Source organism: Peribacillus simplex NBRC 15720 = DSM 1321, from assembly GCF_002243645.1.
Classification (GTDB): Bacteria; Bacillota; Bacilli; order Bacillales; family DSM-1321; genus Peribacillus; species Peribacillus simplex.
Genome location: NZ_CP017704.1, coordinates 4,318,976 through 4,337,017 on the forward strand (window position 1 = coordinate 4,318,976; position 18,042 = coordinate 4,337,017).

Consider the following 18,042-nt stretch of genomic DNA (forward strand, 5'->3'; position numbering starts at 1 on the left):
TAAAAACTAGGTAATATTATGGTATAATGCAATAGGTCATTTTTAACATATCAGGAGGATGAAATGGAAGAAACTATTAGTATTAAAGATATTTTTAAAACATTAAAGAAACGTTGGAAGCTAATCATGCTGCTGACATTGATTGCCGCTCTGATTAGTGGAACAATTTCTTATTTCTTATTAACACCCGTTTATCAATCTTCAACACAGATTCTCGTTAATCAGAAACAATCTGGGAACCAATTGGACTCGAATCAAATACGATCTAATATCGACATGATCAATACATACAGTGTGATCATAAAAAGCCCTGCCATATTGGAGAAGGTCATTGATGAGCTTGAACTAGACCAAAGCGTAGATCAACTTAGTCAAAAAATTACGATTAACAGTCAAGAAAATTCGCAAGTCTTCTCATTAACGGTTCAGGATAGTAATCCGGCCAAGGCAGTTAAGATTGCCAACACGGTTTCTTCAATTTTTCAGAAGGAAATCAAAGATATTATGAAAGTAGACAATGTTAGCATACTTGCTAAGGCAGAAATTAAGGAGAATCCTTCGCCTGTAAAACCTAATCCATTATTGAATATCGCTATTGCAGTTGTGGTGGGATTGATGGCTGGAATAGGCTTGGCATTCCTACTAGAGTATTTGGACAATACGATTAAGGACGAGGATGATATAGAGAGACTCCTTGACTTACCATTACTTGGATCTATTCAAAAAATATCGCAACATAAATAAAGAACATTCAGTGGCATTAAGAAAGGAAGTGGGATTTTTGAGAAGTAAAGATGAAAAACAAGTGAATTTAATTGCGCAGAATAATCCTAAATCGCCTATTACTGAACAATATCGATTAATTAGGACAAACATACAGTTCTCTTCAGTAGATAAAGAAATCAAAACCATTGTGGTTACTTCATCAGAGCCTAATGATGGGAAATCGACTACAGCTGCCAACCTAGCGATTGTGCTTGCTCAAGAAGAGAAAAAAGTATTACTTGTGGATGCGGACTTAAGGAAACCATCGGTTCATTATGCTTTTAACCTTAGTAATATACATGGACTTACAAGCGTATTGACAAAGAAAATGGACTTAAGAAAAACTATCTTGAATTCAAATGTTTCAAATTTAGACATTTTAACAAGTGGGCCGATACCACCTAATCCTTCAGAGTTATTAAATTCTAAAGCGATAGAGACAGCCATTGATGAACTAAAAGAAATCTATGATTATATCATTTTTGATACTCCGCCCGTTCTGGTAGTGCCGGATTCCCAGATTGTAGCTAATAAATGTGATGGGGTGATCATGGTAGTGGCAAGCGGCAAGACAAACAAACAAAGTGCAGTAAAAGCAAAGGACCTTTTAATGAAAGCTAACACATCCTTGCTGGGAGTCGTTTTGAATGGCGTTGGGACGGATAACAGCAATTATTATTACTATAAATCTTAATCGAAATAATACAATTTTCGACAAAATAACACCCTGTTTAATGGGAGTTTTATATGCTACTATTAATCGGGGTATTAATTCCTATCTGATTTCTCTGTGATTAAGGCTAATATCCTATTTATTTAAAAAGGAAGTGTGTGAAATTTGATCGACATACATTGTCACATTCTCCCGGGAGTTGATGATGGATCCGCGGACATGGAGGAGAGCTTCAACATGGCAAAAAAAGCTGTAGAAGCAGGGATCACCCATTTATTTGCCACGCCACATCACTTAAATGAGAAATATGTAAATGTTAAGAGTGACATCATGGATCGTGTTGTGAGGTTAAATGAGAGTTTTCAACAAGAAAATATTCCTCTTACCATTCATCCCGGACAAGAAGTAAGAATACACCGGGACATATTCACTTCACTTGAAAAGGAAGAAATCCTAACTCTGGACGATAACGGTATGTATTTGCTGCTAGAGCTCCCGTCGGGAAAAGTCCCTACATACACACAAGAAGTGATTTATGAGCTGCTGCTTAAAGGAATAACACCGATTATTGTACATCCTGAGAGAAATAAGGAATTGATTAGGAATCATAAACTATTATTTGAATTGGTCCAGGAGGGCGCGTTAACTCAACTTACCTCTGGTAGTATTATCGGTCTCTTTGGGAAAAGTGTTCAATCATTTTCAAAAAAAATAATCGAACATAATCTCGCTCATTTTGTTGCAACAGATGCTCATAATATAGGTACAAGAGGCTTATCGTTACAACAAGCCTATGAAACAATCACAAAGGCATATGGAATACAACGTACATTTAATTTTAAAGAAAATGCTGAACAGCTAATAAAGGGACAAAGTCCTTCTGTAGAAAAACCATTGCCGTTCAATAAGAAATTTTTAGGTATCTTTTAGAATAATAGTTAATCAGGAAACGCTTACATTAGTATAAATAATATTCGTCTATGTGTAAAGTTTTTTGGGGGTCATTTGAAATATTGGTTTCAGTGTAAAAGGAATTAATAAGGAGATAGATTCGTTTGAAAAGGTTTGATGATTATCCGAAATCTATAAAGAAAGCACTACGTTACATACATCAAGATGCGTCCTTAGTCTTATTCAATCAATTAGAGACGAGCCTCACAAAGTCTATCAAGAAAAGAAAAGAAACTCTACAAAAGAAGGAAAAGAAACTATGAGAGTCATTTAAATATTAATGTTAATACAAGGTTATGTTTTGAAATGAAATTAATACCTGTTTTCATTGAAAAGTAAAGGCCTAAAACATTAGAGGATACTGCTTTTTCCTGAATTTAAAAGTGAGTATCCATAACAATTTATTAAAGGGGGAAATTTGGTTGGCCTACCGAAATCGACTAACACTACTGGCACTATTAGATTCCTTAATTGTATTATCGGCCATTTATGTAAGTTATTTAGTCCTACATCCATATTTAGAAATATTTAAGTTAACAGCACTTTTAGTCAGCTCAGTCGCTTTATTAATTAGCCATCATATTTTCGCTTCTATTTATAAGCTATATAAAAAAGCATGGGAGTATGCAAGTATAGGGGAGTTACTATCCATAGTAAAAGCCGTAACCTTATCAGTCATCAGTGTAGTTATCATTCAAATTTTGGTTTTTCAGGATGTGTATGTAAGAGCAATGGCATTAACTTGGATGATGCATGTCATACTTATTGGTGGTTCCCGTTTTTCGTGGAGAATGCTGCGTGACCGCTTAGTAAATAATCAAATGGAAATCAAAAATACATTGGTTATTGGGGCGGGATCGGCAGGAACCATGGTTGTTCGTCAACTTCTTAATAATCATGATACAGCACTTAAACCAGTAGCTTTCATTGATGATGACCCGAATAAAGACAAATTAGACATCTTAGGAATACCCGTTGTTGGCACCTCTAAACATATTCCTGAAATGGTTGAAAAATATCATATTGATAATATTGTCATTGCTATTCCTTCATTAAGTAAAAAAGAATTAAAGGTCATCTTTGATGAATGTGTGAAAACAAATGCGAAAACACAGATCATGCCGATGATTGAAGATATTATGTTAGGAAAAGTAGCTGTTAATCAATTTAAAGAAGTGGAAGTAGAAGATTTATTAGGCAGAGAACCCATTGAGTTAGATATTAATAGTATCTCGAAATACGTAACCGGCAAGAACATTTTAGTTACTGGGGCTGGGGGATCTATTGGTTCCGAGATTTGTCGTCAAATATGCAGATTCTCTCCTGGAACACTTATTCTATTAGGACATGGAGAAAATAGTATTTATCAAATTGATATGGAACTGAAAAAGTTATATGCCAATCAAATTGAGATCATACCTGTCATCGCAGATATTCAAGATCGTGATAGGATTTTTGAAGTAATGGAAACCTACCGACCTGATGTTGTTTACCATGCGGCTGCTCACAAACATGTTCCACTAATGGAATACAATCCTCGTGAAGCTATTAAGAATAACGTTTTTGGTACAAAGAATGTTGCAGAAGCGGCAGATACTTTTAGTGTGGGTGCATTTGTGATGATTTCTTCTGATAAGGCTGTTAACCCAACAAACGTCATGGGATCGACCAAGCGCATTGCTGAAATGATTATCCAGCAGTTAGCAAAAAATAGCTCAACAAAATTTGTCGCAGTTCGCTTTGGAAATGTTTTAGGCAGTAGAGGGAGTGTCATTCCTTTGTTTAAAAAACAAATCCAGGCAGGTGGACCAGTAACGGTCACCCATCCAGACATGACGAGGTATTTTATGACAATACCCGAAGCATCCAGATTAGTCATTCAGGCAAGTTCTCTAGCTAGAGGTGGAGAAATTTTCGTTCTTGATATGGGGGAGCCTGTTAAGATTGTAGAATTAGCGACAAACCTTATTCAGTTATCAGGTTATTCCATAGAGGAAATTGGAATTGAATTTTCAGGAATCCGTCCTGGTGAGAAAATGTATGAAGAACTATTAGGGGAGAAAGAGGTTCATAGTGAAGCTGTATTCCCTAAAATCTTTATAGGAAAAGCCGTACTGGAACAGGAAGAGGAAATACAGTATCTATTAAACGCTTATGATGATTTTTCTATAACAGAACTTAAAGAATTTGTAATAAATCTTGCTAATCGAAGAAAGAACAAAACTTTCTCAGTAGTGAAATAGACATAAGGAGGACCAATAAGTGAATAAAATCACAAAAGCTATCATCCCCGCGGCAGGGTTGGGTACTCGTTTTTTGCCAGCCACGAAAGCGATGCCAAAAGAGATGCTGCCGATCATTGATAAACCAACGATTCAGTACATAGTTGAGGAAGCCGTTGCATCAGGAATAAAAGATATAATAATTGTAACTGGAAAAGGGAAACGTGCGATTGAGGATCACTTTGATTACGCTCCAGAACTCGAACAAAATCTAATGGAAAAAGGAAAACTGGATTTACTCAATAAAGTACAATACTCCACAAATCTTGCTAATATCCATTACATTAGACAAAAGGAACCAAAAGGATTAGGGCACGCAGTGTGGTGTGCACGTAAATTTATTGGGAACGAGCCATTTGCAGTACTTTTAGGTGATGATATTGTCCAGAGTGAAACTCCTTGCTTAAGGCAGTTAATTAATCAGTTTGAGGAAACAAACAATTCTATTATTGGAGTTCAAACTGTACCTAAAGAAGAAACCAATCGCTATGGGATAATTGACCCTGCTTTTCAAGATGGACGTCTTTATCAAGTTGAAAACTTTGTAGAAAAACCATCTTTAGGAACAGCACCTTCCAATTTGGCAATAATGGGAAGATATATTCTTACTCCTGAAATCTTCAGTATTCTTGATCAGCTGGAAGTTGGTGCTGGAGGAGAAATTCAGTTAACAGATGCAATTCAACAGTTAAACCAAATACAGCAAGTTTTTGCTTATGATTTTGAAGGAAAACGATATGATGTTGGAGAAAAGTTGGGGTTTGTGAAAACAACGATAGAGTTTGCTTTGGAAAATCCCTCATTAAGGAAAGATATACTGTCCTTTGTAACACAAATATTGGATTGCGAAAAAGTTAAATAAGTACAATTATGTTAGTATCTATAAATAAAGTTTGATAGAAGTCTAAACATATATTGGGAGGGTGATGATAGTGATTTATAAAACATATGTGAAAAGAATGATAGATTTTTTGCTCTCTTTAGTCGGGTTGTTAATTTTATCACCTGTATTCTTAGCATTAGCTATTATTATTAAGCTAGAATCAAGAGGGCCAATATTATTTAAACAACGCCGAATAGCCATGAATAAAAAAGAGTTTTACATTTTAAAATTTAGAACAATGAAGGTTGATACACCAAAGGATACGCCCACACACCTTTTAAAAAATCCAGAGAGCTATATTACAAGTGTAGGTAAGTTTTTACGTAAGACGAGTTTAGATGAATTTCCACAAATAATAAACATTATCAAGGGTGAGATGAGCATAATTGGACCTCGACCCGCGCTTTGGAATCAATATGATTTAATTGAAGAGCGTGACAAATATAAGGCAAATGATATTAAACCTGGACTTACAGGTTGGGCCCAAATCAATGGAAGGGATGAACTTCCTATAAATATAAAAGCAAAGCTTGATGGTGAGTATGTTAAAAACCTGAGTATTGCATTTGATGTGAAGGTGTTTATAAAGACAGTTTTGAGTGTAATTAGGAGTGAGGGAGTTAGAGAAGGTCAGAGAGCACGTTATATAAAAAAATAAATTAAACTATTCTCCTAGTGAATTCAAAAAAAGTTGAGGAATAAATATGAAAATACTTATAACAGGTGAAAAGAGCTATGTTGGGATAAATTTAAAAAAATGGCTCATCCAGTTTCCGGATAAATACACAGTAGATTTTATTTCTTTAAGGAATGATAATTGGAAGGAAGTTGACTTTTCTGTTTATGATGTTCTTTTTCATGCTGCTGCATTAGTTCATTTAAAAGAACATTTAGATATGGAAAGTAGTTACATGAAAGTGAATCGGGATTTAACTATCGAATTAGCAGATAAGGCTAAAAGGTCAGGAATCAATCATTTCATTTTCATGAGTACAATCTCTGTATATGGTCTAAGTGGAAACGTTGGAAAAGAGCTAGTGATTGACAAATATACACCTTGTAATCCAACAACATTATACGGAAAAAGCAAATTGAAAGCGGAAATAGAATTAAGTAAACTAAATGATGAAAATTTTAAAGTAGCTATCATGAGAGCTCCTATGATATACGGACCCAATTGCCCGGGTAATTATGCTCGTTTGCGTAAATTAGTGAAACTGATACCGATTTTCCCAAATATCAACAATAAAAGAAGTATGATATTTATTGATAATCTTTCTGAGTTTATTAGGTTGATAATTGAGAATAAAGATTTTGGTTTGTTTTTTCCACAGAACAAAGAATTTGTTGATACTACCGAGCTGGTTAAACTCATTTCGAAAGAAAATTCAAAAAAAATATATTTTTCAAGAGTATTGGCCTTCGGAATATTCCAACTTAGAAAACAAATAAATATAGTTGATAAGGTGTTTGGAAACTTAGTAATTGATTCAAACTTATCTAATTACCTTAATTTTAATTATTGTGTAGCAGATCTTGCTAAGTCTGTTGTCATTTGTGAATCGAAAGATAAGGAAAAGGTGTTATTGTAATGAAAAAGGTTCTATTTACTGCAACTGTTGACAGTCATATATTAAACTTTCATATTCCCTTTCTTAAATGGTTTAAAAATCAAGGTTATGAGGTTCACGTAGCAAGTAAAGGTAATTCGGCTATCCCTTTTGTAGATATAAAGCACAACGTTCCATTCAACAGATCTCCATATAATAAAGCTAATATAAAGGCTTATAGAGAAATGAAAAATTTAATAAAAAAATATAATTATGAATTAATACATTGTCATACTCCAATGGGAAGTGTATTAACTAGATTAGCTGCTATAAATGTTAGTAAAAAAAGAACAACAGTTATTTATACAGCTCATGGCTTTCATTTTTTTAAAGGTGCACCTCTAATAAATTGGTTACTCTACTATCCGATTGAAAAATGGATGTCCAGATCTACCGACTGTTTAATTACAATTAACGAAGAAGATTATAACTTAGTTGAAAAAAATTTTAAATCTTCAAAAATTAAATTAGTTAATGGTGTTGGTATAAACTTAGATAAATTCCAACCACAAACTAGTGAAAAAAAGGCATTTCTCCGTAGCGAGCAAAAATATAACGATAGTGATTTTATCTTATTTTTTGCTGGAGAGCTTAGTTTTAGAAAAAATCAAGAACTCCTTATAAGTGTGATAAGCATCCTGAAAGAAAAAATCCCTAATATTAAGCTTTTACTCGCTGGTGAGGGGGATTTATCGGACAAATATAAACAAATGGTTAATAACTTAGGCTTAAGTGATAATATTCATTTATTAGGGTACCGAAATGATGTTAAAGACCTATTATTGATGTCAGATATAGCAGTTTCTTCTTCAAGGCAAGAGGGCTTACCTGTTAATATCATGGAAGCAATGGCTACAGGATTACCTCTAATCGTAACTGACTGTAGGGGGAATAGGGATTTAGTTAAAGATTTTAATAATGGATTTGTGATTAAGTTACATGATATTGAGGGTTTTGCGGACAAAATTTATGAGCTATATGCTAATGGAGAACTCAGAAAAAGATTTAGTCAAAATAACCTTGAAATTATTAATAATTATTCTATTGAACTAATAGAGAGATGGGAAATATTTATGAATACTATCTAAGCGATTAAGATATTGCACGCTTAGTTAAATAACTTTTTCTATAATCAAAGATTATTAAAGGACAGAAAAAATAATATGTATTTTTTGGTTGAATTCTATGGTTTTTTTAAGAGAAATGAACTGGAAAAATCTTAAGAAATGAGGATGATGAAATTGAATTTGTATAATGAAGTTAAAAACAGGAAAGAAAAAATTTCCATTATAGGATTAGGGTATGTTGGTATGCCTATTGCTGTGGCATTTGCAAGACATGCAGAAGTAGTAGGTTTCGATATTAATAAAGAAAAGGTACAAAACTATATAAATGGAATTGATGTTACTAAAGAGGTAGGGAATGAGTTATTACAAGAATCAAAAGTACATTTTACATCAAATGAAGAGGAACTTAGGAATTGTAAATTTCATATTGTAGCAGTACCAACACCGGTATCAACTGATAAAACACCAGATTTAACACCTGTAACAGGAGCAAGTATAACTTTAGGGAGAAATCTTGTAAAGGGATCAATTGTTGTCTATGAATCGACAGTATATCCAGGAGTAACAGAAGATATTTGTGTACCTATCCTTGAAAAGGAATCCGGTTTAAAATGTGGAGTAGATTTTAAAGTGGGATATTCTCCAGAACGTATTAATCCTGGAGATAAGATAAATAGATTGGAAACAATTGTAAAAGTGGTTTCTGGAATGGATGAAGAATCATTAGATGTTATAGCTAAAACTTATGAATTGGTTATTGAAGCAGGTGTTCATAGGGCAGAAAGCATTAAAGTAGCGGAAGCATCAAAGGTAATTGAAAACTCACAAAGGGATATCAACATTGCATTTATGAATGAGCTTTCTATTGTTTTCAATAAAATGGGTATCGATACAAAGTCAGTGCTGGAGGCTGCGGGAACAAAATGGAACTTTCTGAAATTCAGTCCAGGTTTAGTTGGAGGACATTGTATAGGTGTAGATCCTTATTATTTCGTTTATAAGGCAGAAGAATTAGGTTATCATTCACAAATTATTCTTTCTGGCAGAAGAATCAATGACGACATGGGGAAATTTGTTGCAGAAAATGTGGTAAAGAAACTAATTCAAGCAGATAAAAAAGTAAATGGTGCAAAAGTCGCGATAATGGGAATAACTTTCAAAGAAAATTGTCCAGATTCTAGAAATACAAAAGTAATAGATATTATTAATGAACTACTAGAGTATGGTATCGAAATAAAAGTTGTAGATCCAGTAGCAGATGCAGAAGAGGTATGGAATGAGTATCAAATTCAACTGCATAAGATGGAAGATATTAAAGGTATAGATGCGGTAGTATTTGCTGTACCTCATGAAGAGTTTACAAAGATACCATTACAGGATATAAAAAATATGTATAGAGAAAATAATAACAATCAATATCTCCAAGCTATTAATGAAGTCGCTGCTACAACTGAGGTAGTTAATAAGAAAAATGATAATGTCTTAATAGATATCAAAGGTATTTATAATAGGACAGAAGTAGAAAAAATGGGTTATTTGTACTGGAGACTTTAATGTCTATTGTAACAAGTAAGTAGTAAAGAATTTTATGATTATAATGCAATGACTAATATAAAGTGTCCACATTCTCAAAGTAGCTAGATATTAGTCTAAAGAAGTCCGGCAGAACTATTTTTTACTTTAAAATTTCAATAGTTAAAATGGTTCTCCCTTTTTATATGTGTCATTATACCTTCCATCAATTTGGATAGATCTGGATCCTAGGGAAGGTATATGGCTATACCGAATAATTGAATGAAAGTTCGGAGATAATGAATATTACTCTTATTATTACAAAAATTTAAGTAATCTCGAAAAAAATTTTAGTGTTTTATCTAAATTCCTTGATATATCATTCTATTTAATTGTTCCATGAAGTAGGTGAAATTAATACTTTAAGGAATTATGAAAGTAATTTAATTATAACTATCGTTTATAAACCTATTTTCAACGTACTTTTGAAAACTTATGTAATATCTTAATTATTAAAGGAGAGAAAAATGGAAGAATTACCACTAGTTAGTATAGTAATGCCAGTCTACAATGCTGAAAAATATTTACCTGAAGTATTTGAATCAATAAAAAAGCAATCCTATAATAAATGGGAGCTAATATGCTGTGATGATTGCTCAACCGACTCTAGCTTTAAAATTCTAAAAGATTATTCTCGGAATGATACTAGAATAAAAGTTTTAAAAAATGAAAGCAATTTAAGGGCAGCAGCTACAAGGAACAAATGTATCTCGGTGGCAAAAGGTACATTTATTCTGTTGCAAGATGCTGACGATATTTCGTTGCCTAATCGAATTGAAATTTTGCTTTCCAATTTTAAAAAATATAAAGATATTGATTTTATTAGCTCTAATGTAATGTATTTTGATAATGATTTAAAATGGAAACCTTCTAAAAAATATATTCCAATACCTGTTAATGAACATGCTATAAAAGGGTTATGCTATATTCACGCTTCAACAATGTTTCGCAAATCCTGTTTAGAAGCAGTTGGAGGATACAGGGTGTCCTGGGAGACTAAAAGAGGTCAGGATTACGATATGTTCATGAGAATGATGTCAATAGGAAAAAAGGGAATGAATATTTCAGATATTTTATACGAAGTTAGAGAAGACCAAGAAGCATATTCTAGGAGAAAATACAAATATCGTATAGCAGAAGCAGTAATTCGATTTAAAAACTATAGAAAATTGAAAATCCCTTTATGGGGATATGTGTATGTCTTAAAACCCTTGATAATTGGTCTAGTTCCTGGTTTTTTTATGAAAAAATATAAAGAATTATGGGGAAGTATATAAAATGTATGAAAATGAAAAGAAAAAAATATTATTTGTTATGGATTCAATGAACGTTGGTGGTGTTGAAAAAAGTTTGATTTCATTGCTTTTGAACATTGATTATTGTAAATATGACGTGGATTTATTTATTTTTAAACATAATGGCCTCTTTTTAGATATGATACCTAGTCAAGTGAATGTATTACCAATTAATAAGGACATAAAATACCTTTTATTAAGAAAAAACGCGATATTTAAAGACTTATTTAATAGCTTTAGATTCTTTGATAAGAAAGTCGCTTTTAATATATTTTCTAGTGTTGTCAAAGGTTTGTTTACTAAAAATATGGAAATGCAAAGACAATCTTTATGGACTAAATGTAATTATATTATTAAAAATATGGAAAAAGAATATGATGTGGCCATTGGATACCATAGTATTACCACATCATATATGGTAATAGATAAAGTTAATGCAAAAAAGAAAATTGGCTGGATTCATAATGATTATGGAACCGTTCAGAGAAATACAGAAATAGATAAATCTTATTTCAATTTATTAGATGAAATAGTAACCGTTTCAGATCTTTGTGGAAAAGGTTTTGTTTGTGCTTTTCCGGAGTTTGAAGAAAAAATAAATATTATTCATAATATAGTTTCCCCTAACTTGATCCATAAAATGTCAATCGAAAATAAAGGTTTTGATGATGAATTTAATGGAATAAGAATAATTTCTTTAGCAAGATTAGAGTCACAAAAAGGCCTTGATTTGGCAATTCAGGCTTGTGCCATCTTAGCTAAAACATATAATATTCGATGGCATATTTTTGGAGAAGGTCCAGATGAATACAAATTAAAAAAAATGGTGAAACAATATGGAGTAGAAGAAGTATTTATTTTCTCTGGAATTACTAAAAATCCATATACATATATGCGTCAAGCAAACATATATGCTCAAACCTCAAGACATGAAGGAAAACCCATAGCGGTAGATGAGGCAATGATTTTGACAAAACCTATACTTCTTACAAATTTTTCAACTGCTAGTGATCAAATTGATAACGGAATAAATGGAATTATTACAGAAAAATCTCCTGAAGCAATTGCAGAAGGGTTGGAAAAGTATATAAACGATAGAAGTTTGGGGGAAGCTTTTTCACAAATTTTAAAGCAAAAAGTACATGATAATATTGATGAACTTGAAAAAGTATATGATTTAATAAATGAATAAGGGTGTTGTTATGGATAGGGTATATAAAAATTATGTTTTGATGAAAAAATTATATCTAAAAAGAATTCCTGTATTACCAAATCTCATCCGTAAATACATAAGAACTGTATACGGATGCGATATTTTTTATACAAGTGAAATAGGCATGGGAACTCGCTTTCCACATAATGGAACAGGTGTGGTTATCCACTCTGATGCTAAAATCGGAGAAAATACAATTATCTATCAAAATGTCACTATAGGTGGTTTAAAAGGACAAGGTCCACCAACAATAGGGAATAATGTTTTAATAGGAGCAGGTGCATGTTTGTTAGGTGAAATTAAAATTGGAGATAATGTCCAAATTGGGGCTAATGCTGTTGTGGTAAAAGATATCCCATCTAATGCCACTGCAATTGGAGTACCCGCTAGAATTATAGAAAGATAATAATATAGGATATTGCGAAATAAATATCCTATATGGGAGTGAATAAAATGATTTTGCTTTTGAGTTCTAATAAAGCAGATAGTAAAATGGGTGTTGGCGTTTATAAAAAAAATATAGGGCAAGTTAATGCTTATAAAGATTTAGGATATGAAACAATCTTTGGATACATGCTCAGTGATAAATTCGTATTTGAATTTTCTAATGATAGAAAAATTGAAATTAATTTATTACAAAAGGGTGTGTTTAATAAACAAAAAGTAATATTTAAAAAAGTATTTGAAATCTGCAAAGAATATAATGTAAAGTTGATTCATGCTAGATGGGAATATTTAAATTTTTATACCTATTTATCATTAGCCTCTTTAAGGCGTACTATAAAAATTTATTTAGAAATACCAACTTTTCCAATTTACCCACAACGCATGAAAACATTAAGAGATTTGTTCAAAGCTGGAGATTACTCTAGTCTAAGTAAATCTACCATAAGATATATAATCGATGCTTCATCTATACCTTTTGTGCGATTTGGTGTGGATAGGATTATTAATTTCAATGGATACGACAGAGTTTGGGGAATAAAAGCTATACCATTGTCTAATGGGGTTTCTATTAATTCTTTGAAAATTAAGAAAATTAACCAATCTACCGAAATTAGAATCGTTGCTGTCGCTAATATTGCAGTTTGGCATGGATATGATAGAGTCTTGTATGGCCTGCATGAATACTACAAAAATAGTTTGAAAAATAATATTGATACAAAGGTATTTTTTGATGTTATAGGAGAGGGAAGAGAAAAGGAAACTTTACAAACGTTATGCAAAAAATTAGATATTGAAGATTACGTTATATTTCATGGTTATAAAGTTGGGGAAGAATTAGATGCAATATTTGACAATTCTAATGTTGCGGTTAATCTACTGGGTATGCATAGAATTGGTAAGGTGAAAAATGTTTCTAGCTTAAAAGAAAAAGAATATTGTGCTAAAGGAATACCTTTTATATGTTCAAGCACAAGAAGTTTAGGTGAAGTACAGAAATATATTTATGAGGTACCCTCTGATGAAAGCCCAGTTGATATTGAGGGAGTTTTAAATTTCTTAAATAATATTGGTGATATGGATCAAGTTATCAAAACACTTAGAGGGTATGCCCTAAATAACTTTGATTGGTCGATACAGAATAAAAAAATAATTGATGACTATAGCCAAAGTTAAAAAGGGGGCTGATTAATTAAGATGACATTTAGTAAAAAAAATTTTTATGAAAATTGGATATATCTAATTATTTCAGTAAAGTTATGTGGTGTACCTATAATGGAAGAAATAGGTCGTTTTTTTGGTTTATCGGTATTAAATATATTGGATCTATTGCTTAATGTCATATTAGTACTTTGCTTATTTCTATTTTTTGTAATAAATAAGCATCTAATCTTAAGAACATTCGGCGGAATAGCATTTCTCGTGTTCCTTATAGTATATTGTTACTTTTTATTCCCTAATTATGGATTCGTTTTTAATGAATATATATATAAATTCGTAATTCTAGGTAGTCTTGGTTATATTTGCGGAGTTGTGATAAAACAACCTGAAAAGTTATTAAAAAACCTTTATTATGTTTCCATTTGCTCTATGCTTTTATTAGCTTATCAACCTTTTGTAGGTGATTTTAATCAAATTGGTATGATGTATGGTTATAAAGTACTGTTATCGGTATCAATAGTCATGCTATATACTAACCTCTATCATAAATCTAAATTTCATTACTTAGTAGTAGCATACTTTTTTGTAATGTGTATATTATTCTCATCAAGAGGAGCATTGATTATACTGATAAGTTATTTATTAGTATTATTATTTACAAATAACTCTATGGTAAAAAAAGTTAAGAATGCATATGGTTTAATATTAGTTTCCCTACTTTTTATCGCTTTTTCAGGATTTATTATAAATACTTTAAGCAGTGTAGCTCCAAATACCTCATCCTCACGTACTGTAATTGATAAATTGGAAGCTTCTATGTTTTTTTCAGATAATGGGAGAAATTATATAAAAGAAATCTATTGGAATTTGATTGAAAATAATTTATATAAGGGTGTGGGTATTGGAGTAGATAGATTGATGACAGGACAACCTTTTCCACACAATATTTATATTGAGTTATTAGCACATTTTGGTGTCATTTTAGGAAATATACTTATAATCATTATATTAATTAGATTATATAAAGGGTATATTCAGAAAGATTTTGTAAAGAGACACCTTATTTTACTATTGATATTTTCTACTTTTTTTAAATTGTTTTTTTCAGATACATATCTTAATTTAATGTATCCTCTAATGTTTACATTTGGATTGTGTGCTGTAAACATGAAGAATAAGCAAGAGGATAGTTATAGGACGACTTGAGGTTTTTTTATGAAGAAGAAAAAGGTTGGTAAAATCCTGAAAAATATAACAGTAATGGCAGGATCTTCTGCTATTGCACAAATCATAATTATTGCTGTATCTCCTATAATTACTAGGATATACACACCTTCTGCAATGGGTACCTATACTTATATTATCTCTATTGCGTCTATTATAGTTCAATTATCTATGTTGAAATATGAAATTGCTGTGATTCAAGCCAAGACAGAAAAGGAAGTCAATGCACTTATAAAAATTTGTATGGGAATATTGTCTATAGTGACAATATTATCATTAATTATTTTATCAGTTATTTTGACTTTTAATGAAAACATATTTCAAGAAATTGGATTCATTATTTATTTAGCTGTTCCTATAGCAATTTTTACTGCAATCTCTAATTTGCTGCTTGCTTTGAATAACAGGTATCAAAACTATAATATCATTGCTAGATATAACATTGTTCGTTCAGTATCTCAGTCATTAGGGCAAGTTGGGTTCGGATTAATTAAATTCAATTCTTGGGGCTTGATCCTTAGTCATCTCATTACATGTATTCTAACTATTATTATACAGATGAAATATTCAATACGTAATATAGCAGATATATGGACTGTTAAACTGAAAGACATTAAAGTAACTTTAAGAGCTTATATTCAATATCCCCTTTATTCTATGCCAATAGGATTAATTGTAATTTTATCTACTTCTGCAATTACGTTTTGTGTTACTGAGCTATATGGATTTGAGCAGGCAGGTCAGTATTCATTGTCTTATAGATTATTAGCTCTTCCCACCGTTGTTTTAGGCCAAAATATTGCTACAGTTTTCTTTCGAAGTGCGTCTCTTATGTATGATGAAAAAGGGAGTTTTTTTGAATTATATAAAAAGTTTTCAATTGTGATTATTTGTTCTACTATTCCGATATGGATTGTTTTGAGATTTTTCTCGGAAGATATATTTGGGATTATATTTGGTGAAGAGTGGAGAACGGCAGGAGTGTATACCTCCTATCTTGCAACAATGTACGTCTTGAAATTTTATGTTGTTTCTTTAGGCCATAGCTTTATTATTTTAAATAAGCAATATATTAATTTGATTTTAAATATAGGATCTATCGTTTGTGTATTTGGTGCATTTTTATATTGCCAAATCAATAAATTAGATATCGATATGTTTTTTAAGTTGCTTGGTGGTTCAGTATCTCTTGTATATTTATCTAGTTGTATATTTATGTATATTATGATAAGTAAAAATAAAAGGAAGTAAGATGAAATTAGTTTTATAAAAAAAGTATATGAAGAGCTTAGATGGAAAGCAGAGAAGAATTTAGAGACTATCATAGAGAGTGCTTGGAATTGGCATAAAAATCAAAGGTATTAGTTCAGATACTTTGGTCTAAACTCGTGTTAAAAGTGATAGAGAACCAGTGAAGTGAACCCAAAAAGTTAGACACTTTATTTAATTAGGTAACCTTGAGGGCATGAACCCGGTAATCTACCGGACTCATGCCTTTTAATTTCCTGATTCGTTGATGATTGTAGTAATGGATATATTCCTCTAGTTCTTATTTGTAATGCTTCATGCTTTCAAATTCTTGATGATAGAGTAACTCGATTTTAATATGCCAAAGAAGTTCTCAATGACCGCATTATTGAGACAATTTCCTTTGCGGGACATTCTTTGTCAAATGTGATGTCTTTTCAAATTATGCGAGTATTGTTTCATCTAGAAATGCTAGCCCTGATTTGAATGAAGAATGGGTGAATCTTTCGATTCCAAGCGGTCAAAGGTTTTATCCTGCATTTTGGGAACGAGGCCGAGATGGATATTATAGCCGATGATTTATCCATTAAAAAGATCAAGAATGGCCGATAAGTATAGTTTATCCCTAGCTAGTTGGAATTCTGTGAAGTCTGTCACCCATTTTTCATTTGATTTTGCTGTCTTTACATCACGTGCTAGAATGTTGTATGAAATCTTGCCGATTTTCCCTTTGTACGAACGATATTTCTTCATGCGAACCAAAGACATCAATCCTATTTATTCATCAATCGGCTAACTGTTTTATGATTGATGGATCACCTCGGTTAGTTAATTCTAGGGTGATACGCAGATTCCCATAACTCCTTTATGCGTATGGAAAATCTCTTGGATAAGGGATTTAATTTCTGTGTATTTATCCTCACGCCCGAAGGGTAATAGTATTTACTCCGTGCCATGATAGAAACGGATAGATGCAGATTTAAATCAAATTGTTTCCTTAGTTCATGGATTACTTTCGCTTTGTCTTTCTTTGTAAGGCTTCCTTTTTTTGAACTAAGGCATTTTACTTTTTTAGATAGGCATTCTCTGCACGTAAGAAGTTTTTCTTGAGAGCCTTTAGCTGGCGATGTTTTCTTGGTTTCTTTTTTCATGGATTGACGCTTTTTTCTTTGGTTTAAGGGCGTCTATTTGCCCATTTCAAAAGTGTAGAATTGTAGGAAGGTTTTAGTGTACAGCGGTCTTGCTGATCGATGCCCCATATAGGTTCATATATTTAAGTAGGCAGAGTGTAATTTGTATAGGATGAAGCAATTCCTTCCGTCCCATATTCTAGATAGCAAGCGACCCATCTTTTCAGAGGGGATAAACCTACATTTCTTTCTTGTGCAATGGAATAATAGGATTTTTCCCCTTCCAAGTACACTAGAACTGCATGTGATTTTTCGTCTATCTTATATTTAGTTGAAAAAACTGCACCACTAATTATTAGATGATTGTCTAACAATTGGGGGGCAGTTCATGAATCGGCTCTCGTTCTTTAAAAATAGGTAAAATAATCGAGAAGCACTAATGTACTAATCACCTGCTCCTGGTATAAAAATTAGTTGATCTTAAGAACAGGACTTTAGGTAATTTCTTATCTACTTTGTGTGCT

Annotated in this window: 15 protein-coding genes and 1 pseudogene; 15 read left to right on the forward strand and 1 reads right to left on the reverse strand. The window is 32.0% G+C overall.

All coding sequences use genetic code 11. The annotated features are described in order from the left end of the window. The first annotated feature begins 63 nt into the window (after window positions 1–63). The 15 genes from BS1321_RS20835 (at window position 64) to BS1321_RS20905 (ending at window position 16,391) form a co-directional block, all read left to right on the forward strand. Complete coding sequence (locus BS1321_RS20835) at window positions 64–744, forward strand: YveK family protein (protein ID WP_063232921.1); 681 nt, start codon at window positions 64–66, stop codon at window positions 742–744. A 28-nt stretch (window positions 745–772) separates the two neighbouring features. Continuing rightward, window positions 773–1,459, forward strand: a complete 687-nt coding sequence (locus BS1321_RS20840) for a CpsD/CapB family tyrosine-protein kinase (protein ID WP_232522824.1) — start codon at window positions 773–775, stop codon at window positions 1,457–1,459. 198 nt (window positions 1,460–1,657) lie between these two features. Further along, a complete protein-coding gene (locus BS1321_RS20845) occupies window positions 1,658–2,368 on the forward strand; it encodes a tyrosine-protein phosphatase (RefSeq protein ID WP_232522825.1) in 711 nt (236 codons plus the stop codon). Between the two features lie 443 nt (window positions 2,369–2,811). Then, entirely contained in the window at window positions 2,812–4,632 is a 1,821-nt protein-coding gene (locus BS1321_RS20850) for a polysaccharide biosynthesis protein (RefSeq protein ID WP_063232923.1), read from the forward strand. Window positions 4,633–4,651: 19 nt separating this feature from the next. After that, window positions 4,652–5,533, forward strand: coding sequence for a UTP--glucose-1-phosphate uridylyltransferase GalU (galU, locus tag BS1321_RS20855; RefSeq protein WP_063232924.1), 882 nt, complete (start codon window positions 4,652–4,654; stop codon window positions 5,531–5,533). Window positions 5,534–5,603: 70 nt separating this feature from the next. Then, window positions 5,604–6,212 (forward strand): sugar transferase, encoded by a 609-nt coding sequence (locus tag BS1321_RS20860; protein ID WP_063232925.1) that lies wholly within the window; start codon window positions 5,604–5,606, stop codon window positions 6,210–6,212. Window positions 6,213–6,258: 46 nt separating this feature from the next. Beyond that, window positions 6,259–7,146 carry an NAD-dependent epimerase/dehydratase family protein gene (locus tag BS1321_RS20865; protein ID WP_063232926.1) on the forward strand — a complete coding sequence of 296 codons (888 nt, stop codon included), beginning with the start codon at window positions 6,259–6,261 and terminating at the stop codon, window positions 7,144–7,146. After that, window positions 7,140–8,252 carry a glycosyltransferase family 4 protein gene (locus BS1321_RS20870; RefSeq protein WP_063232927.1) on the forward strand — a complete coding sequence of 371 codons (1,113 nt, stop codon included), beginning with the start codon at window positions 7,140–7,142 and terminating at the stop codon, window positions 8,250–8,252. The genes BS1321_RS20865 and BS1321_RS20870 overlap by 7 nt, the downstream gene beginning before the upstream one ends. 153 nt (window positions 8,253–8,405) lie before the next feature. Continuing rightward, window positions 8,406–9,785, forward strand: a complete 1,380-nt coding sequence (locus BS1321_RS20875; protein WP_063232928.1) for a nucleotide sugar dehydrogenase — start codon at window positions 8,406–8,408, stop codon at window positions 9,783–9,785. 485 nt (window positions 9,786–10,270) lie between these two features. Continuing rightward, window positions 10,271–11,080, forward strand: coding sequence for a glycosyltransferase family 2 protein (locus BS1321_RS20880; RefSeq protein WP_063232929.1), 810 nt, complete (start codon window positions 10,271–10,273; stop codon window positions 11,078–11,080). Window position 11,081: 1 nt separating this feature from the next. Further along, the gene (locus tag BS1321_RS20885) at window positions 11,082–12,290 is read left to right on the forward strand and encodes a glycosyltransferase (protein WP_063232930.1); all 1,209 of its coding nucleotides are present in this window, start codon (window positions 11,082–11,084) and stop codon (window positions 12,288–12,290) included. A 10-nt stretch (window positions 12,291–12,300) separates the two neighbouring features. After that, the gene (locus BS1321_RS20890) at window positions 12,301–12,717 is read left to right on the forward strand and encodes a serine O-acetyltransferase (protein ID WP_063232931.1); all 417 of its coding nucleotides are present in this window, start codon (window positions 12,301–12,303) and stop codon (window positions 12,715–12,717) included. A gap of 47 nt (window positions 12,718–12,764) precedes the next feature. Then, on the forward strand, window positions 12,765–13,931 hold the full coding sequence (locus BS1321_RS20895) for a glycosyltransferase (RefSeq protein ID WP_063232932.1): 1,167 nt from the start codon (window positions 12,765–12,767) through the stop codon (window positions 13,929–13,931). A gap of 21 nt (window positions 13,932–13,952) precedes the next feature. Next, the gene (locus BS1321_RS20900) at window positions 13,953–15,122 is read left to right on the forward strand and encodes an O-antigen ligase family protein (protein WP_063232933.1); all 1,170 of its coding nucleotides are present in this window, start codon (window positions 13,953–13,955) and stop codon (window positions 15,120–15,122) included. 9 nt (window positions 15,123–15,131) lie between these two features. Then, on the forward strand, window positions 15,132–16,391 hold the full coding sequence (locus BS1321_RS20905; RefSeq protein ID WP_063232934.1) for a lipopolysaccharide biosynthesis protein: 1,260 nt from the start codon (window positions 15,132–15,134) through the stop codon (window positions 16,389–16,391). A gap of 196 nt (window positions 16,392–16,587) precedes the next feature. Here the strand turns inward: BS1321_RS20905 and BS1321_RS20910 are convergent. Next, a pseudogene (locus tag BS1321_RS20910) lies at window positions 16,588–17,871 on the reverse strand (IS3 family transposase). Between the last annotated feature and the right edge of the window lie 171 nt (window positions 17,872–18,042).